Source organism: Syntrophorhabdaceae bacterium (assembly GCA_036504895.1).
GTDB lineage: Bacteria > Desulfobacterota > Syntrophorhabdia > Syntrophorhabdales > Syntrophorhabdaceae > PNOM01.
Genome location: DASXUJ010000040.1, coordinates 1 through 25,269, shown reverse-complemented (window position 1 = coordinate 25,269; position 25,269 = coordinate 1). Strand labels below are relative to the sequence as shown.

21 protein-coding genes and 1 tRNA gene are annotated in these 25,269 nt (G+C 52.4%); 11 read left to right on the top strand and 11 right to left on the bottom strand.

All coding sequences use genetic code 11. The annotated features are described in order from the left end of the window. Positions 1–3: 3 nt before the first annotated feature. Together VGJ94_04990 and VGJ94_04985 are read left to right on the top strand one after the other, a co-directional pair. Positions 4–1,356 carry a SagB family peptide dehydrogenase gene (locus VGJ94_04990; GenBank protein HEY3275954.1) on the top strand — a complete coding sequence of 451 codons (1,353 nt, stop codon included), beginning with the start codon at positions 4–6 and terminating at the stop codon, positions 1,354–1,356. A gap of 562 nt (positions 1,357–1,918) precedes the next feature. After that, positions 1,919–2,842 carry an MBL fold metallo-hydrolase gene (locus VGJ94_04985; protein HEY3275953.1) on the top strand — a complete coding sequence of 308 codons (924 nt, stop codon included), beginning with the start codon at positions 1,919–1,921 and terminating at the stop codon, positions 2,840–2,842. Positions 2,843–3,494: 652 nt separating this feature from the next. Here the strand turns inward: VGJ94_04985 and VGJ94_04980 are convergent. Beyond that, positions 3,495–3,875, bottom strand: a complete 381-nt coding sequence (locus tag VGJ94_04980; protein ID HEY3275952.1) for a cytochrome c3 family protein — start codon at positions 3,873–3,875, stop codon at positions 3,495–3,497. A gap of 186 nt (positions 3,876–4,061) precedes the next feature. On the opposite strand from VGJ94_04980, the gene VGJ94_04975 reads away from it, so the two are divergent. The 5 genes from VGJ94_04975 to VGJ94_04955 all read left to right on the top strand — a co-directional run bounded on the left by VGJ94_04975 (position 4,062) and on the right by VGJ94_04955 (position 9,809). Further along, the gene (locus tag VGJ94_04975) at positions 4,062–4,808 is read left to right on the top strand and encodes a cytochrome c3 family protein (GenBank protein HEY3275951.1); all 747 of its coding nucleotides are present in this window, start codon (positions 4,062–4,064) and stop codon (positions 4,806–4,808) included. A 23-nt stretch (positions 4,809–4,831) separates the two neighbouring features. After that, a complete protein-coding gene (locus tag VGJ94_04970; GenBank protein ID HEY3275950.1) occupies positions 4,832–5,596 on the top strand; it encodes a 4Fe-4S dicluster domain-containing protein in 765 nt (254 codons plus the stop codon). A gap of 1 nt (position 5,597) precedes the next feature. Beyond that, complete coding sequence (nrfD, locus tag VGJ94_04965) at positions 5,598–6,839, top strand: NrfD/PsrC family molybdoenzyme membrane anchor subunit (GenBank protein ID HEY3275949.1); 1,242 nt, start codon at positions 5,598–5,600, stop codon at positions 6,837–6,839. Between the two features lie 1,198 nt (positions 6,840–8,037). After that, on the top strand, positions 8,038–9,387 hold the full coding sequence (locus tag VGJ94_04960; protein ID HEY3275948.1) for a DnaB-like helicase C-terminal domain-containing protein: 1,350 nt from the start codon (positions 8,038–8,040) through the stop codon (positions 9,385–9,387). 137 nt (positions 9,388–9,524) lie between these two features. Then, complete coding sequence (locus tag VGJ94_04955) at positions 9,525–9,809, top strand: helix-turn-helix transcriptional regulator (GenBank protein ID HEY3275947.1); 285 nt, start codon at positions 9,525–9,527, stop codon at positions 9,807–9,809. Positions 9,810–10,040: 231 nt separating this feature from the next. On the opposite strand, the gene VGJ94_04950 is transcribed toward VGJ94_04955, so the two are convergent. From VGJ94_04950 to VGJ94_04935, 4 genes are read right to left on the bottom strand one after another with little or no spacing between them, the layout of a single operon-like run. After that, entirely contained in the window at positions 10,041–11,072 is a 1,032-nt protein-coding gene (locus tag VGJ94_04950; protein HEY3275946.1) for a rod shape-determining protein, read from the bottom strand. 12 nt (positions 11,073–11,084) lie between these two features. Further along, positions 11,085–12,461: a GAF domain-containing protein gene (locus tag VGJ94_04945; protein HEY3275945.1), complete on the bottom strand. Its 1,377-nt coding sequence runs from the start codon at positions 12,459–12,461 to the stop codon at positions 11,085–11,087. Continuing rightward, complete coding sequence (locus tag VGJ94_04940; protein HEY3275944.1) at positions 12,458–13,423, bottom strand: TIGR00269 family protein; 966 nt, start codon at positions 13,421–13,423, stop codon at positions 12,458–12,460. Before VGJ94_04940 ends, VGJ94_04945 begins: the two co-directional genes overlap by 4 nt. After that, complete coding sequence (locus tag VGJ94_04935; protein HEY3275943.1) at positions 13,420–13,608, bottom strand: MoaD/ThiS family protein; 189 nt, start codon at positions 13,606–13,608, stop codon at positions 13,420–13,422. Before VGJ94_04935 ends, VGJ94_04940 begins: the two co-directional genes overlap by 4 nt. A gap of 105 nt (positions 13,609–13,713) precedes the next feature. Here VGJ94_04935 and VGJ94_04930 point away from each other — a divergent pair, with 105 nt between their 5' ends. Then, a complete protein-coding gene (locus VGJ94_04930; GenBank protein HEY3275942.1) occupies positions 13,714–13,881 on the top strand; it encodes a hypothetical protein in 168 nt (55 codons plus the stop codon). A gap of 112 nt (positions 13,882–13,993) precedes the next feature. Here the strand turns inward: VGJ94_04930 and VGJ94_04925 are convergent, their stop codons facing one another. The 4 genes from VGJ94_04925 to VGJ94_04910 form a co-directional block, all read right to left on the bottom strand. Next, on the bottom strand, positions 13,994–14,200 hold the full coding sequence (locus VGJ94_04925; GenBank protein HEY3275941.1) for a hypothetical protein: 207 nt from the start codon (positions 14,198–14,200) through the stop codon (positions 13,994–13,996). A 186-nt stretch (positions 14,201–14,386) separates the two neighbouring features. After that, positions 14,387–14,890, bottom strand: coding sequence for an Hsp20/alpha crystallin family protein (locus VGJ94_04920; GenBank protein HEY3275940.1), 504 nt, complete (start codon positions 14,888–14,890; stop codon positions 14,387–14,389). Between the two features lie 72 nt (positions 14,891–14,962). Further along, positions 14,963–15,364, bottom strand: coding sequence for an Hsp20/alpha crystallin family protein (locus VGJ94_04915; protein ID HEY3275939.1), 402 nt, complete (start codon positions 15,362–15,364; stop codon positions 14,963–14,965). Between the two features lie 21 nt (positions 15,365–15,385). Then, positions 15,386–15,832 carry an Hsp20/alpha crystallin family protein gene (locus VGJ94_04910; GenBank protein ID HEY3275938.1) on the bottom strand — a complete coding sequence of 149 codons (447 nt, stop codon included), beginning with the start codon at positions 15,830–15,832 and terminating at the stop codon, positions 15,386–15,388. 343 nt (positions 15,833–16,175) lie between these two features. Between VGJ94_04910 and clpB the strand changes: the two genes are divergently transcribed. Both clpB and VGJ94_04900 read left to right on the top strand, forming a co-directional pair. Next, positions 16,176–18,761: an ATP-dependent chaperone ClpB gene (gene clpB, locus VGJ94_04905; GenBank protein ID HEY3275937.1), complete on the top strand. Its 2,586-nt coding sequence runs from the start codon at positions 16,176–16,178 to the stop codon at positions 18,759–18,761. A 377-nt stretch (positions 18,762–19,138) separates the two neighbouring features. Next, positions 19,139–19,213, top strand: a tRNA-Val gene (locus tag VGJ94_04900). A gap of 543 nt (positions 19,214–19,756) precedes the next feature. On the opposite strand, the gene VGJ94_04895 is transcribed toward VGJ94_04900, so the two are convergent. Next, entirely contained in the window at positions 19,757–20,014 is a 258-nt protein-coding gene (locus tag VGJ94_04895; protein ID HEY3275936.1) for a hypothetical protein, read from the bottom strand. 1,420 nt (positions 20,015–21,434) lie between these two features. Between VGJ94_04895 and VGJ94_04890 the strand changes: the two genes are divergently transcribed. After that, a complete protein-coding gene (locus tag VGJ94_04890; protein ID HEY3275935.1) occupies positions 21,435–24,734 on the top strand; it encodes an ATP-binding protein in 3,300 nt (1,099 codons plus the stop codon). Positions 24,735–24,893: 159 nt separating this feature from the next. Here VGJ94_04890 and VGJ94_04885 read toward each other — a convergent pair. Further along, a partial coding sequence (locus tag VGJ94_04885) for an ion channel (protein HEY3275934.1) occupies positions 24,894–25,269 on the bottom strand: 376 nt, incomplete at its 5' end.

Here is a 25,269-nt window from a genome sequence, read left to right as displayed (position 1 = left end):
GATATGGAAAAAGAGACAATAGGACCGAACCCTTCCGTCTCCGTAAAATTTCGTGACGACGTCACGATCGGGCAGTCGGCAGCAAGACGTCTCATTCTCTCGAGGAGAGGGCTGAAGGCCCTTGAAGTGCTTCCTCATCCTCTCATAGACAGGCTCATGAAAAATTGGATGACGGAGGCGCAGATCGATCGATCGGCGGGATCGGACGGGAATCCGCGACTCCTCTATCTCCTTTATGAAAAACTCGTCTCCCTCGATCTCCTGCAGGCACGATGCACCCTTGACGGAGATCCTCTCTTTTCCCTTCTCCCCGCCCCGGAATGGAGCGCCTTGCGGAAAGAGGCGCCGCCGGCAATGGCACGGCTTTCGTGTCATGCGGGCCTCAGGCGTGAAGGGCGGGATCTCATACTCGAAATGCCCCTTTCCAAAAGAAAGCTGCTGATCCACGATCAAAGGTGCCTCCAATGGATAATGGGGATGGCGCGGGAAACCCCCTCCGCGGCAGCCGGGGATGGGGCCTCTCTATTCTTCTTCCGGGCCCTTTCCCTGATAGGCGCCCTGGATGGGGGCGAGCCCGCCCGCGGCGGCTGGGAGCCTCATGACCTCACCTTCTTCCACCAGTCAAGCATCGGATTTCATGACGACCCCATAGGCGCGATGCGCCCTCTTGAAAAGATGCCTCCATCGGCGCCTGTCTTCAAGCCCAGTACGGGAGAAACTGTCTTACTCCCCGAGCCCGGTCAAGGGCTCATGGAAAAGCTCCGGGCTCCTTTCGCCGAAGTGCTCGCCCACCGCAGGAGCGGCCGCATCGCGGGAGATAATCCTCCCACCATAGAGGAGCTGAGCGCCCTGCTTCACGCGTCCGCCCGCGTGCAGGAAATAAAGGACGATGCGGTCCATCCATGGCAGGTCTCCCTCAGGCCCTCGCCCAGTGGGGGCGCGCTCCATTCACTCGAAATCTATCCCCTTGTCCGGAAATGTACCGGCCTCGCCCCCGGAGCCTGGCGCTACGATCCGGCGGGGCACCGGCTCGAAGCTATTCCTGCTGATGACAGGCTCCTCGATGAGTATCTGAAGACCAACCCTTATATGCTGCCGGACCTGGAGCCGCCCCACATCCGAATGGTCATTACCTCACGGTTTCAGCGTAACTCATGGAAGTATGAAAAGATCGCCTTGCGATTGGTGCTCCAGGACCTGGGCTGCCTCTGCCAAACCCTCAGCCTCACCGCCACCGCCCTGGGAATGGCATCATGCATTCTCGGCACTGTCGACGCCCGTCGTCTGGGTGAGGTCCTCGGCCTTGAGCCCCTTATCGAGCCGATAATCGGCGAAATGACATTATCTTCTCCCTGACTTTTTCCGTAAATGGCCGTCCCTCTTACATGCACAGTAACCCTTTAGTCCAGGTTAAAATCCTTATTAGCCGCAGATAACTACGGATAAAAGCGGACGAAGGCCGATGAAAAGAGGATGTAGGCGATTTGCCCGGCCGACTTTGGCCGGGCAAATACTCTCGGCCCTCCGGGCTGGAGCGTGTCCAACCGGCAGTGTCGCCGGTTGGACTAAAACGTTTCTATCCGCCCCTATCCGGTTTTATCTGCGGCAAAAAAAAGCCTTGCCCTGAAAGGGAGGACCCCCTAAAGACTGCATTTCAGCCTTGACTTCATGTATCAAAAATAGTACAAGTTCTATGAGGACATGATGAGCCTATTTCACAAAAGCTTTTTCTTTTTTACCTTTAGGAGGGGTTCACTCATGCCTCTTTAGCTGAAAAACGCTAAGAGCGAGGCCATGAGTGAGCCCACAAAAGCTCCCATGGCTTTTTTTGTGTCCTATTGACAGGCCGTGGGAGATATTCCCCGGCCTTCTTCATTGAGAGAGGCCGGAAGATCACGAAAAAGGAGATACAAAGAGGATGATTCACTTGCGTCATAACCCGATCCCGATCACGCCCCACTTCATTCAGCTCGGCACGCCCGATTTCCCCACCTACCTTTCCATGGGAAAGGACGGGCTGCTCATAGAGGGCGGTACGGGGGCGACCTTTTCGATCATGGTCGACCAACTCCGCTCCCTCGCCATCGATCCGGAGAGAATACAATATATCGTCCTCACCCACAGCCACCCCGACCACATAGGCGCGGTGCCCCACTTCCAGGCCCTGTGGCCCCACATAAAGCTTCTGACGAGCCCCATAACCGGGCAGGTGCTCAATAGGACCGAGCTTTTCAGGGAATTCCTCCTCACCGACCTGGGGATAGCCCAACTGATGAAAGCGAGGGGAGAGATCGACTCCCTGCCCGAACCGGTCGAAGAATATGTATTCAAGGTGGATTTGACGTTTCAGGAGAACGACAGGATCGATCTCGGAGAAGGCATTGCCTGGACAATATACGAAACGCCGGGCCATTCACCCTGCCACATCTCCCTCCTGGAAGAAAAGGAGGGCATCCTCGCCATAGGCGACAGCACAGGTTTCTGCGTCCCCGAAAAAAACACCATCTGGCCCAACTACTTCAATTCCCTGGAGAGATACTGCGACAGTATCAGAAAACTCTCCACCCTTAACGCGAAACGAGGCGCCCTGAGCCACAACGGCATGATCCGCGGAGACCTCGGCGACTATCTGACTCACGCAATGAAAGCAACCGAAGCCTACCACAACGCCATACAGGAGCGGATCGGCAGAGGAGAGGAGACAGGAGAGATCGCCCTGGACCACGCCAGATTCGTCGACAGCCTGACCGATATACAGCCCTTCAAAGTCATGTACGACCTGTGCAAGGTCCTGATAAAGAATTCGCAAAAAAACCGGAGCCCGGATCATTTTATAATGTAAGAAGCAAATCGCCCAGGAAGATCCGCCGGAACTCGCGTAAAAGGGAGATATTCAGGCATCAAAAGAAGATTAGTAGTTTGATTTGTCGACTAACGACTAACGACTAACGACTAGAGACTCTCTTTATGGTTGTTTGGAGCGGGATGGCCGTGCTGCGGGGGTCATTCCTTCCGCTCCGCCTGCTTAAGGGCCTGGACCCAAGACGCTCCCGGACTCCTCGCGCTCAGTGCGCAGTGTGTTTTTGAGGTAAGGAATATTGGTCGTCCGCAAACCGGCTGGTTCTGTCGTGCCCGATCCACCTATCCGAACGCGCGTGCCGGCTACGCCGTCACCGGAGCCCTCCGCTGCAGGGTCCCCTCAGGCCCTGCGCAAGTCGCTCCAGGAACAACCCTCGCAGCCCGACCATCAGGATGTTTCGCCGTGAATTCCAATATTTCACCAACACCCCATCCCAATCTTAAGCCGGCCATCAGGAGATTTCGCACATTAATGTCGCAACAAAATGGGAATCTCCACCATTTTGTAATGTGAGATCCCCTGAGTTCTGCCGAAAGGAGTTGCCGGGAACGGTAGTCTTCAAACGACTAACGACTAGACACTAGATAAAGAAAGAGGCGGCGTGAAATTCGGCCTGTCCGCGGCCAATCGGTTATTATTTGTGGCACTCCGCGCATTTTGTCGGAGCGTTCTTCACACCCTTTGCCGCATTCTCTTTATGGCAGGTCTGACATTTCTTGTGGAACGCATCTTTTGCGGCAGGGGCATTATTCTTCCCCTCTGTCGCCTGATGACATGTGGTGCAGGCTCGAGCTTCCTTCGGGTCTTTATCCTTGTGGTGGCAGACCGCGCACTCAACTTTTGCCTTTTTGACGTGGGTGAGATGAGAGAATGGTACGGGCGCCATTTTTGCTCCTTCAAGTTTGAGCGTCACCGTATCGGGAACCTTTTTCTCCGCCGAAGCGCTTCCCGGAGAAAACATACACATACAGACAAAGGCCGTCAGGGCCGCCATAAGATACGCTCTTGCCTTCATTCCGCACCTCCGGAGAGTCTTCTTATATTGATGGTAGGTTCCGGAAAGCCCAATGTCAAGACTGGACGTGGGACCATAGGCGTCACTTCTATCGTGTCAAGGGAGCAATCGGAATGAGGCGGCTTGATTTTTGTGGTGGCAAGGCCTTATTTTTATTGAGAGATAATAAAGTCAGGGTGATAGATAATGCTCCCGTGGCGCAGAATACCTGAACAGGTCCGACACCTTCTCGTACCCTTTGTGGTGATAATTGTCGGCTATCTCCTCGCACGATGGATGCTGGTGCCCGCTGATTTCGGTCTCTTAGGCCATTATCGCGCCTCCTCGATCAAAACGAACATGCAAAAAGAGATCCGGTATGCGGGGGCAGAGGCGTGCAGCGAATGTCATGACCGGATTGTGGCGACAAAGAGACAGGGGTACCACCGGGGTGTTTCCTGCGAAGCGTGCCACGGTCCTACCATAGCCCACACCCAGGACCCCGGGAACGTCAAGCCGGCCGTTACACGGACGCGAACGCTCTGCCTCTTGTGCCACGAGTATCTCCCTACGCGGCCAACCGGGTTCCCCCAGGTCATTTCGGAGTCTCACAACCCGACGAAGCCGTGCGTCTCCTGCCACCGGCCTCATGATCCCAAACCGCCACAGCCGCTAAGAAAGTGCGAGGCCTGTCACGCAAAGATTCAACGTGTTCTCGCCTTGTCCAACCATTCCGACCTTGCGTGTACAGGGTGTCACGAGACGCCCGCACTGCATTATACTCAACCCAGGGAATTTCCGCCGAAAAGGATACAAAACCGGAACGTGTGCCTGAGATGCCATGACAAAACCGCCTCCGGACCACGGGAAATCCCCAGGATAGACGGTGTTACTCATGGTGAAAAGTATCTATGCTGGCAGTGCCATTATCCCCACATGCCGGAGGCGCGTTAAATGAGACAAAGGACGCTCATACGATGAAGGCGGGAAGACGGGAATTCTGCACAATCATTCTGGGAGGTATCTCACTCCTGCTCATTCCGGGAAAAACAGGCCTCGCCAGGGGCAAAGGTGATTATAAGCCATGGTATGGAGAACGATACATCCCGTCGGGCCACCGGTACGGCATGGGGATAAATGTCGATCGTTGCATCGGCTGTGGCCGGTGTATCGACGCGTGCAAAAGGGAGAACAATGTCTCCGATGACCCCTTTTACTTCAGGACATGGATCGAACGATATGCGATCGCGGGAAACGGCGAAGTGACGGTAGATAGTCCAAACGGCGGGAGGGATAGTTTCAAGGACCATATCCGGGAAAAAAACGTGGTCAGGGCCTTTTTTGTCCCCAAGATATGTAATCAATGCGACAAGCCCCCCTGCGTTCAGGTGTGCCCTGTCGGCGCCACATATAAAACAGACGATGGGGTGATCCTGGTAGATGAGGAATACTGCATCGGATGCCGATACTGCATCCAGGCTTGCCCATACGGCATGCGTTATCTTAATCCGAAAACACGAACGGCGGATAAGTGCACCTTCTGCTATCACAGGATATTGAAGGGCCTTGTACCTGCGTGTGTTGAAGCCTGTCCCACGGAAGCAAGGATATTCGGGGACCTGTCGAAGGTGGCAAGCCCCTTGAGCCGCTTTGTCAGGATAAATAGGATCATGGTCCTGAAACCACAGCTCAATACGGAACCGAAAGTCTTCTATGCGGGCCTCGACATGGAGGTGAGGTGACATGGACCACGGTGCCCCGGATTTATGGCCCCTGCTCAAACAGGTCACAGGCTTCATTTTCCCTAATGAGATCGAGCTGCACTGGAACCTTCTTATCGTCATTTATCCTTACATAACGGGCCTTGTTGCGGGGGCCTTCATTCTCGCGTCTCTCGTCAAGGTCCTTAACGTGAAAGAGGTGCAGCCCGTATACCGGCTATCTCTTCTCACTGCCCTTGCCTTCCTGATCGTGGCGCCTCTACCCCTTATCGCGCATCTCAGCCACCCGGAGCGCTCTCTCGAGATGTTCCTGACGCCGAGCACCAGCTCGGCAATGGCTATGTTCGGGTTTATCTATATATGGTATCTGATGGCTGTCCTGCTTCTTGAAATATGGTTCGGCGACCGAAAAGAGCTGATCCTTCGGGCTGAAAAGGGGAGAGGCTTGAAACGCGTCTTCTTCAGAATCCTTTCCCTTTATTCAAAAGACATTTCACCGCGTGCCCTGGCCTTTGACAAAAAGGCGGTCTACGTGATCACCGTCATCGGCATACCCTCCGCCTTTCTTCTCCACGGATATGTGGGATTCATTTTCGGCTCAGTAAAAGCAAATCCCTGGTGGTCTAGCGTGCTCATGCCGATCGTGTTTCTTTTCTCTGCCATAGTTTCAGGAATAGCCCTCATGCTCCTGCTTTATATGATCATCACCCTTTTCAGCCATCGGAAGCTTGATATGGTGTGCCTCGACAAACTGGCCAGTTTCCTGTTCTACATGATGCTCGTCGATTTCTCCCTCGAAGGACTCGACTTCATTCAGCGCGTCTACCAATCCGAGGAATCCATAAAGATTCTTGGAGAACTGATCTCCCAAAGGCTGTTTATCAGCCTGATCGTGATCCAGCTGCTCCTGGGAATGCTCTTTCCTCTCATCTCCCTTTCCGCTGCGAGGATCTTCCGTTTCTCACCGGAATTCAAGAGGCTTATATATTTCGTATCGGCTGTTCTCGTGCAGTTTGGTATCTTCGCGACACGGTGGAACGTGGTTATCGGAGGCCAACTGTTTTCCAAAAGTTTCAGAGGCCTCACCGTCTATAAGATAGGCATCGGGGGAATGGAGGGCCTCCTCGTATCGCTCTCATTTCTTGTTCTTCCTTTCATGATCCTCTATATCCTCGCAAAAATATTCCCCCCCTGGGAAGAGGCATACGCCCCATCAATTAAAACCCACCACAGATCACCCACGACGTATCACGGTGCCCCCTGAAAATGGGAGGTTGCAGGCATTCTAAAAACTCAGGCCTCATCAAGGCGACCGGAAGGAGCGGGCAAGGCAATGCATCAGCCTGACAGGCGGTGAGAACCGATCAAGGAGCGACAAAAGCCGCTCACCGGATAATCCATAAGCGGCGATACCATGCACGACTAGAGACTAGAGACTAGAGACTAGAGACTAGAGACTAGAGACTAGAGACTAGAGACTAGAGACTAGAGACTAGAGACTAGAGACTAGAGACTAGAGACTAGAGACTAGAGACTCGTACATGTTTGTTGGGAGCGGGATGGCCCGGCTGCGGGGGTCATTCCTTCCGCTCCGCCTGCTCCGGGCCTGGACCCAAGACGCTCCCGGACTCCTCGCGCTCAGTGCGCAGATTGTTTTTGGGGTGGGGTACATTGGTCGTCCGCAAACCGGCTGGTTTTGTCGAGCCCGATCCACCTACCCGGCGCGCGTGCCGGCTACGCCGCCACCGGAGCCCTCCGCTGCAGGGTCCCCTCAGGCCCTCCACAAGTCGCTCCAGGAACAACCCCCGCAGCCCGACCATCGGGAGGTTTGCGGGGGAAATGTCATATACAGACGAACCCTGCTTTGCCCCGATTGATTACGGTCTGGGCAATAATAGAATGAAATCTCTGTCCCGTGTCAGGGGGGAGACCCCTCTGCATTTTCCTTTGATTTGACAATGTCGGTAAGTTGATGCACAATTGAATTTATGAGAGAGACGGTCTGGAGAACGTTCAGTTCGGGATACGGTGAATCGCTATGAGTCGGGCGCGTCCTAATGGCCGCATTCCCGCTGACAACAACCGAGGTATACGCATCATCAGTGTTCCACCAGGCGAAGCCCCGAATCATATACGTCAATCGTGGATCAATGTTGTGATTCCACTCTCATCACCTTACGATAAGACACGTCACATCTCCAGTGTGGGAGTGGTTTCCGGTCCGAAGACAGTTCTCGGAATGATTTTGGCTCTCGTACGAGGCCGGTGTTTCAAATGGGACGGATATGCAGTAGAGGCACTGGCCGCAGTCGAGGCCTTAGCAGAGAAAAACTCGGAGGCCGCGCAATGGTGGCGCCAAAACACCCCTCACCTGATGAGAGAGGGGCAACGCCTCGTTTTCCCCGCCGAGGTTTGTGAGGAAGTCCCGCTCTCCATGGCAGACGTTCCGGCTGATATCTTCAATGGCAGAAAATAAAGTTAAAATATTCTATAGCTATTCCCATAAAGATGAAGTTCTCAGAGACGAACTTGAGACATCTCTGGCGATTCTGAAGCGGCAAGGCCTTATCGAAACATGGCATGACCGCAAAATAATCCCGGGTAAAAAGTGGGATCGTGAGATTGACTCGAATATTCATAAAGCCGATGTCATCCTTTTGATGGTGAGTCCTGATTTCATCGCTTCTGACTATTGCTATGGCAAGGAACTTAACTCAGCCCTTCAAAGGCATGATGTGGGGCGATCTCGAGTAATACCCTTGATTATTCGCCCCGCCGACTGGCATGAAGCCCCCTTTGCTGGTTTGCAAGCCCTTCCAAGGGATGGCGTACCCGTTACAACCTGGGAAAACAGAGATCTAGCGTGGCTCGATGTGGTTAAGGGTATAAGGCGTGCGATCGAGGAAATCTTGGCGGACCGAGAATCATTATCGGTAACTCCAGAGTCACTGGCATTTGGGGCCCTCCTCACTCACGAATTCGAACGAATTTATTCCCGCTTGGAAAAAAAGGCCCGCACCAGCGGATTCCCTACCGGTTTTCATGATCTGGATACTGTGATTGATGGACTTCATAATAATGACATTATCGTAGTCGCCGGGCGGCCTTCTACGGGTAAAACCGATTTTGTTTCAAACATCTCTTTTTATTTGGCTTCACAAAAAGCATTACCAGTGGCTTTTTTCAGCATGAAATATACACCACAAAAGTGGATGGATCGAGTGATTTCATCAGAGACCCAGATATCATTGAGCAGAATTTTGCGGGCTACACCAAAAATACATGACGTGCCAAAACTGGCTAGAATGCGTGATATTTTTGATAAAATTCCCATTTTGTTTCAGAGTGGCGTGTCCTTTACAGATATCGAGATTCTTGAGAGGGCGACCCAAATAAAGAAAACAAACGGATTAGGGTTGCTAGTGATTGATGGCCTTGAGCACGTGACCCGAGATAATAGGGGTCCCAAGCCAAAAGATGATATAACGGGCATTCTAAAAAATCTCAAAATTATCAGTCGGACTCTGGATGTGCCACTTTTAATCACGGTTACCACCGCAAGAGAAGCGGATCTGCGCGAAGACAAAAGACCCCGAATTAAAGATTTAGATGAATGGGAAACGTTGGCGACAGAAGTCTCAGATATCGTCATTTTACTGTACAGACACGATGTGTATTGCAGTTCTCCAAACGAGCTAAGCGGAATAGTTGAGGCCATTGTGGCCAAGAATCCTTATGGACAATCTGATACTGTTCGCTTAGCCTATATGCACCAGTACTGTGCGTTCCGCAATCTCTATATCGAAAAATAGTCTGATTCGTCGAACGCGGTAATGGGGTCACCGCACTGACCCCCTGTGCTTCATGCGTTTCAAAAGAAGACGCGAAAAACGGGCAGACATGACCATTGATCTGGCCCGGCAACGTATAAGCAGATTGGAGGACCGCCATGAGCGAAACTATTAGTGATTCTTCCGGAAATGTTTTCGCCGATCTTGGATACCCGGCGGATGAAGCCGCAATCCTTCAGATGCGTGCGAACCTTATGGCCGATCTTCGGAAGTTTATTGAAGTCAGGAAATTTACGCAGGTTGAAGCAGCAAAAATTCTTGGGGTGAGTCAGTCAAGGGTCTCGGACCTCACCCGGAGCAAGTGGGAGAAATTCAGCCTCGAAATGCTTATCACCCTCGCCACAAGGGCAGGAATGCACGTCACCCTCAAAGTAGCAGCTTAACAAAAAGCTCCGTGCTGCGTGAAGCGCACCGCGCAGCAGTAGACAAAGGAGGTGCCTTGAGCAAGGTGCATTTTCGAAAGTTCTTTCCGAATGAGGGCGCGAAGCAAACCGCTCCCTGACCGCAAAGTCTTTCGCATATCAAGGCGACCAGGAGGAGCCGACGCAGGCGTACTACAGTACGTCAAGGAGAGCGACGACGCAGGCAACGCGGAGATGCGGAAGAATCTGCGGTCAGGAGATGAAGACCTTTTTGAACCGCCCCATATCCTCCAACGCCATTCCCGCTCCCAATACTACCGAGAAGAGCGGATCTTCCGTTACATAGACCTTGATGCCTGTTTCGGCTTCTATGCGTTTATCCAGGCCCCTGAGCATGGCTCCGCCGCCGGTCAGGATCATGCCGGACTCGTTGAGGTCGGAGACGAATTCGGGCGGGAGTTTCTCGAGGGCCCTTCTTACTGCGTCTATGATTGCCGATATGGGTTCTTCGATCGCTTCCTGCACTTCATCCCTGGTCACCCTCAGGCTCTTCGGGATGCCGGTCAGGAGGTCCTTGCCTACTACATTTATGCCGTCCGGCCGGGAGTCGCTCGTCGGGGACGAGGTGCCTTCGATTTTCAGCTTTTCGGCTGCGCTTACCCCTATGGCTACCTGGTGCTTTTTCTGGAGATAGCGCATGACCGATTCATCGAGCTCGTCGCCCGCGACTCTCAGGGATTCGCTGTATGCGGTTGCGGAGAGACTTATGATGGCTACTTCCGTGGTGCCGCCGCCGATGTCTACTACCATGTTTCCCCTGGGGAGCTCGATGGGCATGCCTGCGCCGATCGCCGCGGCCATTGGCTCTTCTATCAAGAGTACGTCCCTGATTCCTACCTGGAAGCAGGCGTCGATGACCGCTTTTTTCTCTACCTGCGTAATGCCCGAGGGGACTCCCACCACCATTTTCGGCTTCGAGATCTTCCTGTCCTTGCTCACTACCGTGAGATAATATTTTATCATCGCCTTGGTCACGTCGAAATCGGCGATCACCCCGTCTTTCAGGGGGCGTATGGCGCTTATGTTGGGCGGGGTCCTCCCGATATACTCCTTGGCTTCTTTGCCCACGGCAATCACTTTTCCCGTATAGTTATCAATGGCGACTACGGATGGCTCGTTGAGGATGATGCCTTCTCCCTTCATGTAGATGAGCGTATTCGCCGTGCCGAGGTCCATGGCAAGATGGGTCGAGAGAAAGCCGAACAGTCTCCTTAAAAAATCCATATATCCCCCTCCTTAGTGTGGGCCTTCGCTTTGTTTCTTCGATTCGGTTTTTTCGAGCAGGGTCCAGAGGTCTTTGCCGTCCTCGGGGAAAGAGGCGATGCCCGATTTGACTGCCCCATCGCTCTCTCCGGTCTTGTCCGGGGAAAGGCTCTTTTTGATCGTATGGTTGAGCACCCTGACGAGGTTCTTTATCTCGGCGGGGTCTGCGCCCCTTACGAGGGCATAGAAATGGCCTCCCCCTTTTCTCGTGACAAAGGCGCCCGTTCCCGCGCAATATTTGATTACTTTCGCCGTGCGGGTAAGGATTGCGTTGGTGAGCTCATATCCCATCTTTCTATTATACACATGGAGATGGAGAAGTTTCACGGACAAAAGGTTGAATCGGTCGCCTTTGGCGATCATCTTTTCCACAATGCCCAAAAAGGTGGTGAACTGGATCGCGCCCGTGATCGGCTCGAATTCCTTTATCTTCTCCAGGTGCTCCTGCATCCACAGATAGGCATAGTAGAGGGAGAGCAGGGACGACACGATGCGGAGCAGCCCGATGGCGCCTTCTTTCAATTGAATATCGGACCGGGAGCCGAACCCCATGACGCCCACGATTATATCCTCGGCCATAAGAGGGAACCCGAAGAACTGGCGGGCTTTTATGGGCTCTCCCGGGAAAAAGAGGGGCCTTTCCTTCAAGTAGCCGCTGTTATGGGGCAGGAGCAGCTCTCCCCCTCCTTCCATTACCATGGAGGCGATGCTCCCCCCGGGAAGACATTCCTTTTTCAAGTAATCTCCCCGGGCAATCCCGAAGATGTCGTAGATAAAGATCCTGCCGTTTCTCTCCATGCCTACGAAGGCAAAATCTGCCCCCGACAGGGTGAGGACTTCTTTCATAATGTCCTTCGCCGAAATTTTCGCGGCATTGAGCTCTGAAAAGAGGCTTATGATCCGTTTTTCCCCGTGCAGCTCCTCAACCCGCTCTTCGAACTCCCGGGAATTCTTCTCCCGCTCCATCTCCTCATGGATCATTGCCGCGAAGCTCCCCAGTATCTTCTTCTCCTTATCGGTAAAGACATATTTCTTCTTGCTGTCGACGACTATCACGCCGTCGCCGGCCAGGGGATAAGCCATGAAGGATTTGATCTCCTCCCGGCTGCCGTAGTAGCCGAGAATATCCTCGTCCTTGTCGAAATTAGGGATTATAAGGGGCTCACCGTGCTTGACGGCCCACCCGGGAAGACTTCCCTCCAAGGGAATGGACCGCTTCTTGTCGAAACTCGTGGAGAAGGTCACGGAGGAGAGGCAGACGAGCCTGTCCGCCCGCTTCACGTAAAGGGCGACGGTAAAGGCTTCGTAGACGTTGAAGATGAGCTGGGAAAAACTGTCCAACATGATCATGGAGAAAGGGTTGCCTCTTGCGGGACCCCTTCGACAATGGCCGGGCTATATTCCTCGAAAGTCACGTCCCCTTGGAACTCGAACCGTTCCAGGAGCCGGCAAAAATTGCAGACCTCTCCGAAAGAGGGATATCCGCAGCGGCCGCAGAAGCCGCCCACTTTCTCGGGGGCTCCCCGCTCCTTCACCACCTTCAGGTATCCTTTTATGAACTGGAGCTTCGTGCCCGGTGATTTTTCCTCGAGCTTATTGATCATCGCCTTGTAAGTGAGCGACTTCGCCTTCAGGGAAAAAGGGCACTCTTCATAGATGTAGTCGATATTGTTGATAATCGCATAGGCGGCCATCTCCCTTTCGGAGCAGAGAAACAGCGGCTTCACCTTCTTCGAGAGGTGGCCCTCGGTGCCTTCGAGTGCGACGTTCTTCTTCCAGAGGTACTCGTCCTTCCAGTAGAGGACGTTGCCAAAGAGGGCGGCTGCCTCATCATCGAGGTTGTGGCCGGTCACAAGGGTGTTGTACCCTTTGTCCATGCACACCCTGTTCATGATGTACCTCTTTACCGTGCCGCAGGCGGAGCAGGGCGGGCGGCGGATGGCGCGGGCAAGCTCTTCGATGCCCCTTTGAAATACGTTGCGGAATCCGAAGACATAGACCTTTCTCCCCAGAGCGTCCGCTACCGTCCTGATCTTTGCGAGAGAAGGTTCGGAATAATCTTTAATGCCGAGATCGATATAGATCCCGTCCGCCTGATAGCCCAGCTTATTCATGATGTGCCAGAGGGAGAGGCTGTCTTTGCCGCCCGATATGGCCACCACGGGGGTATCGGTCTCCTCGATGAGGTGGTATTTCGCGATGGTGGTCGCCACTCTTTTTTCAAGGAAGGCATTGAAATCGGAAGCGCACAGGGCGGTGTTATATGCCTTCAGGCTGATGGTTGCGGTCTGCCCGCAGACCCGGCACTTCATCCGCCTGAGATGACCCTTACCAGTCTGACCTCATCCTCCTTCTCGAGGCGTGAGTCTTCGGTAACCAGCTTATTGTTCACCACCACGAGGTGGGACTCCCGGTTGAGGGAGAGGTGCGCGAGGAGCTTGAGGATCGTCATCGGTTTTTCGAATTCGTGGACCGTGCCGTTATATTCAACTTTCATAGGTAATGTTTAGCATGGAAGAGCGGTCATTGTCAAAGCGGGCTCTCCCCTCCCGGCACTGATTTTGCATACCTGGTATGCAACATTTGAGGGAGGGGGAGATTAATGGCAAAACATGCAATAAAGGCGGCATCAGCGGCAGACACGGAAATGAGTCAGGCAATGAGAAAGGTGCGAAAAGGCGTGGTAAGCTCGATCATGAGCACTACCCCGAGGGTCAGCGCCGCAAAATGGCTTCAGGAGAAGGATGCATCCAGGGGACCCCGGAAGTGAACCCTTCGGCCGTCAAAATACTGATCAAGTGTGTCAGAATTTACTTCGTCTACGGGATGACGCTGAAAAGACAGAAGGGTCTGAAGGAGAGAATCGAAGCACTCTATGGAGATCAGAGGGAGGATATGTCGGTCTGAGCCTTTTCCGCGACCCTTCTCCCCATGCGCTCGAAGAGTATCTTCTTGCCCTCGTCCGACACGCTTACCTCGTCCTTCACGTCCCTGTCCCGTGTTGCCGAGATCACGTTGGTGAGAGTGTCTCTCTTGTTTTTTAGGTAAGTTCGTATTACCGCGCCTACCTGATGGTCTGTTATTGTCATCCTGACCTTTTTCTCCTGTTCTAGTTATCGCGCGAACCAAAGATTACTTAAGTTTTTTTTCGGGAAAAAACAGAATAAATTACCGATCAAAGAAAACAGCCCATATATCGGGTGCTTATCGGAAGCTTGGATAGAGAATAAAAGGAGATCGGGGCCTTTGGGTGAAGACGGCCCCGACTTTTTCGCTCATTCCGCCCTGATAGGGATTTTTTTGGTGCCCTTCAGCACGGCCTCCGCCTTGGGAAGGGTGATCGAAAGGACCCCGTTCTTGAAAACGGCTTTTGCCTCGTCTCCCCTGACCTCGACCGGCAATGAGACGGACCTTGAGAAGGAGCCGTAGGAGCGCTCCAGGAGGTGAAAATCTTTCCCCTTCTCCTCCCTCTCCGCTTTCTTCTCCCCTTTGATGGTGATCGCGTCTTTTCCGAGGGAGATGTCGATATCGTCCCGGCTCATTCCCGGCAGCTCCGCCGTGACGGTCAGCTCCTTGCCGGTGTCGACCACATCGACGGACGGAGTAAAGGCCCCGGGTTTTCCTGACGCCGGCGCCATGCCGAAATCATTGAAGAGGTTATCGATCATTTTGTTCATATCCCTCAAAAAAGAAAAGAAGGGATAATCGGACTGTAAGGGTTTTCCCGGAAGCGCCTTCTTGGCCTTTTCGGCTGAAGGCATGAGGGTTTTGGCTGCCATAATTTACCTCCCTGTATGCGCCGGGCCGGGCTCCAAAGAAGCACGCCCGGCGTCCAATTTCTTTGATCCAGGTCAGTCCCCCGACCGCACTTCGATCTTCCTCGTCTTCATCGCCTCAGACTTCGGGAGAATGACCTTCAACACGCCGTCTTTTACCCGGGCTTCAATCTTCTCCCTGTCGATCTCTCCCGATATGGTGAAGACCCTCTGGTAATCCCCGACACCGTATTCCGCGTAGGCGAGCCGCATCTTCCCGGGAAGATCGGGGTTGACCTTCCCGTATATGGTGAGGACGTTCTTCTCGAGGGTAATATCGACCGAACTCTCATCGACCCCGGCCATGTCCGCGACCACCACTATATTGTCCTTTTTTTCGATTATATCGACGTCCGGATTATAAATCCTGCCTGCACGGGTGCGCTCGACCCGCTCGGGCTGATCCGATTCCTTTTTTTTAATCTCTGTATCGGCCATTGTGTCCCACCTCCCTCGACTCTATTCGGATTGAATGCTTATTTTTCTGGGCTTTTCCGATTCCGCCCTGGGCAGGGTGATGAAGAGTACGCCTTTTTTAAATTGGGCTTTCACCTTGTCCGCCTCCACGTTGAAAGGCAGTTCCACGACCCTTGAAAATTGCCCGTACCAGCGCTCCCTCCGGTGGTACGACTCTTCCCCCGTCACCGGTTCCTGGTCCCGCGAACCCCGCAGCGTGAGAGTTTTGCCGGTGACCGAGATATCGAGGCTTTGAGAGTCAATGCCCGGTACCTCGGAGGTCACTACTGCCTGGTCCGTTTCCGTCCACACGTTTACCGCGGGGAATTCACGGACCGAGGGTGATGAATACCTGGACAGGACCCGATTCATCTCGTTTTCCATGCGTTCGAGATGAGCCCACGGGTCGAGCCCACTCCCAAATGTGCCGAATCCTTCTGTCCACAACATGGCTCCTCCTCCTTATGTGATATTGTTCTTTATTGGGACCACCGTTCCCGGGGTCCCCGGCCTGTTTAATCTCTCCAGATTCATTATTTTCATCGGGTATGCCCTTTGTCAAGGGGTGTCTTCCAAAGAAGCGAAAATCTCGGATGTGCCTATTTTCGTACACAAGAGAGCGTTGATTTCGACAAAAAAATGCTTATATTTAATAAAGGATTTAATCAAGGCTTTCGGCGTCAGCTCTTCTCAAGGGGGAGAGTCGCCACTGAGATGATCAGGAGTGTCAGCCTGCAAAAGGCCGGACATCTTTATCGAGGACTGACGGCGGGACCTAAACCAGAGGTGAAGGATGAATTGGGAAAAACTGACCATCAAGGCACAAGAGGCTATCGCAGAGGCCCAGAAGAAAGCCGAGGCCCTCGGCCACCAGCAGATCGAGGCGGACCACCTCCTCTTAAGCCTGGTGACCCAGAAAGAGGGCGTGGTAAAACCAATCCTGGATAAGCTCGGGGCCGCAGCGGACGCCATCGCAGGGGACCTCGATAAAGAGCTCAAGAGGGCGCCCCGCGTGGAAGGAGGAGCCCAGGTATATATATCTCCCCGGTTAAAACAGGTGCTCGACATCGCATTTACCGAGGCGGAGAGGCTGAAAGACGAGTATGTGAGCACCGAGCACCTCCTTATTGCCGTCACGGAAGTCCCGGAAGGGGCAGCCTACAACATTCTGAAGCGTCACGGCGTCACCAAAGACGCGATTTATGCGGTGCTCAAGGATATCAGAGGCTCCCAGCGGGTCACGGACCAGGCGCCTGAAGAGAAGTATCAGGCCCTCCAGAGGTATACGAGGGACCTCACCGAAGAGGCGAGGAAAGGGAAGCTCGACCCCGTGATCGGCAGGGACGAAGAGGTGAGGAGGGTCATGCAGGTCCTCTCCAGGAGGACGAAGAATAACCCCGTCATTATCGGCGAGCCGGGCGTAGGAAAAACAGCCGTCGTCGAGGGGCTGGCCCAGCGCATAGTGAGCGGAGATGTGCCCGAAACCCTGAAGAACAAGCGGGTCCTTGCCCTCGACCTCGGGGCAATGCTCGCAGGGGCGAAATTCAGGGGCGAATTCGAGGACCGGCTGAAAGCCGTGCTCAAGGAGATCGACGAGGCCGCGGGCGCCGTCATCCTCTTCATAGACGAGCTCCATACATTGGTAGGCGCGGGCAGCGCCCAGGGCGCCATGGACGCGTCCAATATGCTGAAGCCCGCCCTCGCGCGGGGAGAGCTCCGGTGCATCGGCGCGACGACCCTCGACGAATACAGGAAATATGTGGAGAAAGATGCGGCCCTGGAGCGGCGGTTCCAGCCCGTCATGGTGGGCGAGCCCTCCGTGGAAGAGACGATCGCGATCCTCCGCGGCTTGAAGGAACGGTATGAGCTCCACCATAAGGTGAGGATCCAGGACTCCGCCCTCATCGCCGCGGCGACCCTCTCCCACCGGTACATCACGGACCGCTTTCTGCCGGATAAGGCCATCGACCTTGTGGACGAGGCCTCCTCGAGGCTCAGGATGGAGATAGACAGCGTGCCCACGGAGATCGACGAGGTGGAGCGGCGGATCATCCAGATCCAGATCGAGGTGGAGGCGCTCAAAAAAGAGAAGGACGAGGCCTCGAAGGAGCGCAGGGGAAAGCTCGAAGAGGAGCTCGCGGAGCTCCGTAGCGATGTGGCGGTGAAAAGAAGCCATTGGGAAAAGGAGAAGGCCCTCATCACCGGCATGTCCGAGACAAAGGAAAAGATCGACAGGGCGAGGATCGAGGCGGATGAGCTCGAGCGAAAAGGCGAATTCGGCAAGGTGGCGGAGATACGCTACGGCCTGGTTTCCTCCCTCGAAAAAGAGGTGAATGAGAGAAACCTGCAGCTCCAGGAGCTTCAGAAGGACCAGAAGATGCTCAAAGAGGAGGTCGACGAGGAGGATATCGCAAAGGTCGTCTCCAAGTGGACGGGAATACCCGTATCGAAGATGCTCGAAGGCGACATGGAGAAGCTCGTCCAGATGGAAGAGAGGATGCACCACCGCGTCATAGGCCAGGATGAGGCCATAGAGGCGGTATCGAATACGATCAGGCGCGCCCGCGCAGGGCTTCAGGACCCGAACAGGCCGCTCGGCTCTTTTCTCTTTCTCGGCCCCACAGGGGTGGGAAAGACAGAGCTCGCCAAGGCGCTGGCCGAATTCCTCTTCGACGACGAGCAGGCGATCGTCCGGATCGACATGAGCGAGTTCATGGAGAAGCATTCCGTGGCCCGCTTGATCGGCGCCCCTCCGGGCTACGTGGGATACGAAGAAGGGGGCTACCTCACCGAGGCGGTGAGGAGAAAGCCTTATTCCATCGTGCTCATGGACGAGGTGGAAAAGGCCCACCCGGAGGTATTCAACGTGCTCCTCCAGGTGCTCGACGACGGGAGGCTCACCGACGGCCAGGGCAGGACGGTCGATTTCAAGAACACGGTCATCATCATGACCTCGAACATCGGAAGTCAGTGGATCACCGAGCTCGCGGGCCAGGATTACGAGGAGATGAAAAGAAGGGTGACGGAAGCGGTCACAGGCCATTTCAAGCCCGAATTTATCAACAGGATCGACGAGATGATAATCTTCCGGTCTCTGACGGTGGACGACATCAAGAAGATCGCCGACCTCCAACTCGCCTTCCTCGCGAAGAGAGTGGAAGAGCGGGGCATCGAGCTTACCTATACGGAAAAGCTCAGGTCCCTGATCGCAAAGGAAGGATACGACCCGATATACGGCGCCCGGCCGTTGAAGCGGCTCATCCAGAAGAAGCTTCAGGACGGGTTGGCTCTCAAGATCCTGAAAGGGGAGATAAAAGACGGGGACAAGGTCAAGGTGGATGCCGACCCAAAGGGCGGTGTGGTCTTCAAAACGGCATAAGGATGTAAGGATAAGAAAAAGCTCCTTTCCATAAGGTAAGGGAAGAGGCGGTCCGGCCGGACCATGGGGCCGCCTCCCCTCGATCAAAAAAATCCTTTTTAGCCGCAGATAAGGGCGGATAAAACCGGATGAAAACAGATGAAGATAGAGTAACGCGATTTGCCCGGCCGACCTTGGCCGGGCAAATACTCTCGGCCCTCCGGGCTGGAGAGTGTCCAACCGGTAGTGTCACCGGTTGGACAAAGAGACGCCTTCATCCGCCCCTATCCGGTTTTATCTGCGGCGAAATAAAGGGTGTGAACTTGCACTTAGCACTTACACCGGCGCCACATTCCTCTTGACACTCAAGCGGGGATGGTTTAGATTTGATTTCCTGTAGGCGCGTAGCTCAGTGGGAGAGCGCTACCTTGACACGGTAGAGGTCAGGGGTTCAATACCCCTCGTGCCTACCATTTTTTTTGAGCCTGCCCCGTAAACGGGACTTGCAGGCTCACCCCCGCCTTTCCGCCATCTCCGGCGGTGACTCAATCTCGAAATCCTCAAGGTAGCCTCCGCTACCCCGCTTAGAAGCGCCTACTTTTGGCTCCGGTTTCACTCAATCCTCCCCACTGAATCTGACGAAAACTCGGGCGCGATCCTTTTGCAAGTCCCGCCTACTAGGCAGGCTCTTGTCGCTCCTTAGATACTCTCGCGCCCGATGGGCGTAAGAGTCAAAGGCGAAAAAAGAATCTTATTTGCCGCAGACATCCACCATCAACTCCATATTCAATTATCAAAGAGCCACGCTTCATAATTCCCATTCTGCTCAACGAAAGTGGTTTCACGCCCCCCCATCGACATTTCCCGGCTTGTGCCTCTTGTGAGTCACCATGGGGGGGAGGGGGGTGTCGTTTCGTTTTCGCGGAATTATTGGGGTTTTATCTCCTCAAACAAACTCATCTGTCAGTTTGAAGACCTGATGGACGGACGTCTTATCGAGGGTTTCAAAGAACCCCTCATATCGCTTTCTCTCTCGCTTCAAGACCTGCGATAAGCCCATCCCTGTTCAGATCTTTCACTGTCCTATCCTCTTTCTGTTCTCTTAGGGCGCGGCTCTTCCAGCCGCATCGGTCTCTCCATGCCGAGATCGTATTCCTGTGTATGACAAGCCCCTCTGCCGCGAGGCGCCGCGCCGCTTTCCTGGCGTTATTCCCGCATTCCTTCCATACGAGATATGCCCTTTCAGCCGTATCTTCATCATACCGTACCCGCATGGGAGTGCTCCTATCGGCGCCGGGTACTATTCAAAGGATGCCGACCCGTGCGTCTCGTGAAGACTAACAAAAGGGCCTCCCCAAGTCCTTCAAAGCAGTTGAAAAAACTCTCTCAGACGCACGCCTCACCCTGCTCCTGCCGGACCAAAAGAGTACTTCAGCCGAAAACCTGCGTGCCGCCAGTAGCTACGGCTATTGAAATACTGAAGGTCGGGCCGATTGCTCATGGTTTAGGCTTATATCGAAGGACGCGGAACGCTACCGACATGCTGAATTAGAAAGACATCTCCTTACGTCATGCGTGCAGGTCGAAATTACAATTTTCTCTGTTTTTGTTGTTGGCCCGATTGTCACCGCCTTCGTGAAAGTGACGAAGGCGGCCGATCTTTTTTGTCTCATCCAGCCAAAAAGACGTTGAACAATGCGACGACGTGCACACATAAACGAGGGGCGGGAAGAACTGGGAGCTAGGGGGTTCAAACAGACGTTGTTGGAAAACTTTATCGTGCATTGGGATTCATGGCGCCGACAATAGTTCACTTTGAACCAACGTCCCTCAACCCTTCCAACGAAAGTGGTTTCACGCCCCCTTTTCGACTTTCCCGGCTTGTGCCTCTTGTGAGTCACCATGGGGGGGAGGGGGGTGTCGTTTCGTTTTCGCGGAATTATTGGGGTTTTATCTCCTCAAACAAACTCATCTGTCAGTTTGAAGACCCTCCCTGGCGCCGGGTACTATTCAAAGGGACGTCCGACCCGCCGCGTCTGTGAAGACTAACAAAAGGGCCTCCCCAAGTCCTTTAAAGCAGTTAAAAAAAATCTCTCAGACGCACGCCCCACCCCGAACGTGCTCCTGCTGGATCGAAAGAGGGGCTTTTGCCGAAAACCTGGGGGGCGCATGCAGTTGGGGCTACTGAAATACTGAAGGACCGCTCGGTCATATGGGTGGTGCACTTTGAAATGGAATTCACCAAGAAGATTGGCCAGTAATGCGCTTTCCTGCTATAGGTATGTGGCAAGGCGGGAGCGGCCGGAGTATATGCCATCTGCAAACGCGGGGTCGGTGGGTCGGGTGACATTCTTGTGGAGCGGGCGATCAAGGAGGTTGACGGTACTACTAGATTTAACTTGAAATATTTGATGATTTGACTATTCAATAATACATTCACTGTACTGGTGGGGGCGCATAGCCCGTTTGTGTAGCGCCCATACTATTCAGTTCGCCCAGAGGAAGGGAACGTTGGCGCCTAATCATCCTTTAGCAAAGAGCAAATCGCTGTTTGATCAACTTAGCCAAGAATATCAAAGAATACTCGAAACAATCAGGTCACACGCGGAGCCCGTTCTCAGCAATATTCAAAGGCGTTTTCCTGCATTTACATTGCATGACTGGAAACACTCGCTGTCCGTCGAGGAAAACCTGGTGGAATATCTCTTTGATGACAATAAGAGTGGTGGCCTGAACGACGAAGAACGATTTGTCCTGGTAGCCAGCGCATGGCTACACGATATAGGAATGGCTTATGTGATTGATCCAGATGATGATATTGAGACTGTTAGGAACGATCACCATATTCGATCTTCGAAGTACATTCGGGATCATCGCCACGAATTGTCGCTGACAGAGATAGAGGCAATAATCATAGGAAAGATATGTGAGAGTCACTGCCTCAAAGATTTGTCGTCCCTACCTGAAACGGAGCCCATAGGGAAGCACTCCATTCGGAGCAAGTTGTTGGCCGCTTGCCTGCGAATTGCAGATATTTTAGACGTTACCCCTATTAGGGCGCCGGAGACGGTTTTTCCTCTGGTTAAGGGAAAGGACGCGACTTCAGACGAACATTGGGGCAAACACTTAAGCATAGCCGGTCTATCAAAGGAGGATGGTAGATTAGTCCTCGCAGCGCGCTTCCAAACCCGGAAAGGAAAGGCGAAATTAGAAGAATTAGTAGCATCCATCGAACAAGAGCTTCATCTCTGCCATAAAATATTGAGCAAGAACAATGTGTTTCTGAATGAACAAGTTGAGCCACGAATAGAAGAGACCGATTTCGATTTCTATAACAGTCGATTTGAAAATGGTCTAAACGCCAAAGGTGTACTGGAACTTCTTACTAAGGGAATATACAACAGAAATGACATTGCAATACGGGAGATAATCCAAAATTGTTTCGACGCCTATAAACGGCGGCGAAAGGAAACGGGGGATGACGGAGGAAGTCATGATATCCACATAAGCCGGTATCATTGCCAGGACGGAAAAGCCTATCTCAGCGTCAAGGACAGCGGGATTGGCATGTCTGCCAATGATATCAGCGAGTACGTCGCGGTGATCGCGAAGAGCATTAACGATAGTGAAGAGATCAGATCTATTTTCCAGGGAACGGATGCTTTGATTTCTCAGTTCGGAATCGGACTTCTCTCCTGTTTTGCCATTTCGAAATCGGTCACCATACGCAGCTCGAGGGAAGGATATCTTCCGGTAGAAGCCTACATAAAGAATGCTACCTCGAGATTCAGATACAGTAGGCTCTCTCAGCATGACATCGGCACGGAGATTTTGCTGGAATTAAATGATGCCGGAAAGAAAATTGATGTGCTGAAGGCAATCAAATACTATATCCGCAAGGCAACCTACAGACTGTTCTATGGAGAGGCAGAGGTTTTGCCCGAGGAAGATATTGATGATTGTCGAATTGCGTACCAACCAGTAGATGTGAACATGACGTTTAGTCGCAAAGAGTGTGGCCGAGATTTTGAAACGGCGGATTATAATGGGCATATTGGTTTATCCGATAGCGACGACGAAGGCATTATGGTCCTTCAGGAAGGAATATTGGTGACAGAGTCCTGTAAGAACCTCGTTGATAGTCCATTGAGTATCTTCTCCGGATACATTCTGCTTCGCCCAAAGCTTATTGATTTAACAGCATCTAGAACTGAGATAGTGCAAAATAGGAAATTCAATAAACTTAAGGAAGAAGTTACAAAACATGCGAAGCAACTACTGATTGATTCTATAAGATTGGATGTTAAGAATAAGAGAATCCATGGCCGTAAGGATAATCGTCTTACTGAGAGGGCGGAATTGTATTTCAGATTAGCATATGATCACAAATATGCTGCTGCAATTACCGGCCTTTGTGACAACCTCGAATTTGTTGTTCATGCTAAAGATGGCCACAAGAGGATGCCATTATCTAAAGTCAGGCCACGCGATAAAACTCTGTATTATCTGCAGAGCGATAAGGGCTATGTAAACTATTTCGATGAATTTGATGGAGTGAGACTGTATAGAGAAGACGATGGGGTAACTCTTTCGAAGCTCCTCAAAGAGATTTATTCGAAAATGGGCGATCCCGTCGTTGAAGCAAATCTTTACTACGGCTCAAATGACCGTAAGTATTCCGCTGTCGAATTATTAAAGCTTTACTTTGGTCCCCGCCGCATCCAAATCGTAGACCTTGCTCATATAGAAATCAACGATTCCAACCATCCACTACCCCATATTGCTAAGCACGTACCTCCTCGTGGAGTAAGTCGTCTCTTGCCAAAAGATATGTCGTGCATATCCATTCCAGGCCATAGCAAGCTTTGTCTATCTTATGAGGGCGAGTTTTGGCTCAACTACGATCATCCGAGTGTACAGAAGATAGCGAGTAAGCATCAGCTGATAAGCGCCAGTCCGTCATACAGTCTCCTCCTGAGAATATACTTCAAGCTCATAACTTTTAAATTTGGCGCAGCCAGAGAGGAGGTTGAGGCGCTCCTAGCAATGTCCGATGTGATTGAGAAAGACATAGATCCAGTAACAAAAAAACAGATTGCCGAGGTGGCCAAGAATATAGGTGTTTTAGGGGGGCCAGGAGAACTCAGCAAAAAGCTTTCATTGCTTCAAGAATTGAAGAGCGCGCGCGCGGACCTGCAGAAGCTGAATCTTGAAGACTATTTGCATCAAAACCATTATGAATTGAGCCGAGAGTTCTCTCGGCTAAAGCTGATAGCAGATCTTCATGCGCTATTCGAAGAAGTTCGTGGCTATGACAAAGAATGTGATTACACAAATCTAAGCGAGCGTGAACTACAGTATATCAAAGACCGGTTCTTACTGACAAAGGAAATCATTTCTATCACTAAATCCATAGACGGCAGAGCGATGTCGCCGTACCTAAAGTTGAGTTTTAGCGAATTGCAGGAATTAAAAAAGAGGACCCTGCTCGCAAAGGATATCATGTCAATCAAAAGGTCTTTTGACGGCAGAGCGCCAACCGAACGTTACAAGAATATGTCGCGTGAAGAATTAACCGTAGTTTATAGGAAATATAAGATGCTCTATGAAATAGCTAACATCAAATCATACTTGGAGACAGACGAGCTGACTGAGACCCTAATAGAGGAGGATGAGACAGCGTTGTTGGAGCTCGTAGAGCGTGCTTCGAGCGTCGCCGACGAACTCAACGATAAGATAGGTTTGATCCAGAACAGCAAAGTCTGTGAAGCCATATCGAAGGGACTGATCGACGCATATATAGCCCGACGCAAAGCTGAATTTCTTTTGGAGAACAAGGAGTTCTTTATTGCCTACGAGGATGAATCGTTGGAAGGTATAGACGATATTCATGCGTATTTGGATGAAATTCAACGAACCCACGACTTCTTGAGCCTGAGAATTACCGAAATAGAAGAGGAAGCGCAGAAAGACGAGGGGGATGAGGAAGGTTAGCCATGCCTTTTGGTAGTGCCTAGGGGACGTTGGTTCAAAGTGAACTTATTATTGGCACCATGAACTTCGAATCAACGCGATGCACACTCCAAAACTTCACTTTGAACCAACGTCCCCTAGTTCCGCCTTGTCTTTTGCCATAGCGATTTCGTGCCTCCTTTATGATTGTTTTGGACGCTCCTCTGTCGGAGGTGCCTTATTTGTGGCGCCAGGAAGGCCTGTAAGAACAAAGAAGATGTATGAAAATGAGCTTCCTATGAAAAAATATCCGAGAAGGATCTGAAAGATGCTAACAAGTTTCGGCAGTACCGCCACTGGCAGTATATCTCCATACCCAACAGTACTCATGGTTACAACGCTAAAATAAATAAAATCAACGAGAAGGTTATTGCTAGCGTGCATAATGGTAAAAGGCCTTTCGCCGGTCGGATTAGTGTCAAAATAAATCAATAAATAAATACAGGCAAAAGATAGCGCTATCATGAAGTATGCTCTAAAGAGCAGGTTGTATACGCCCTGTAAAAGAGTCGTCGCC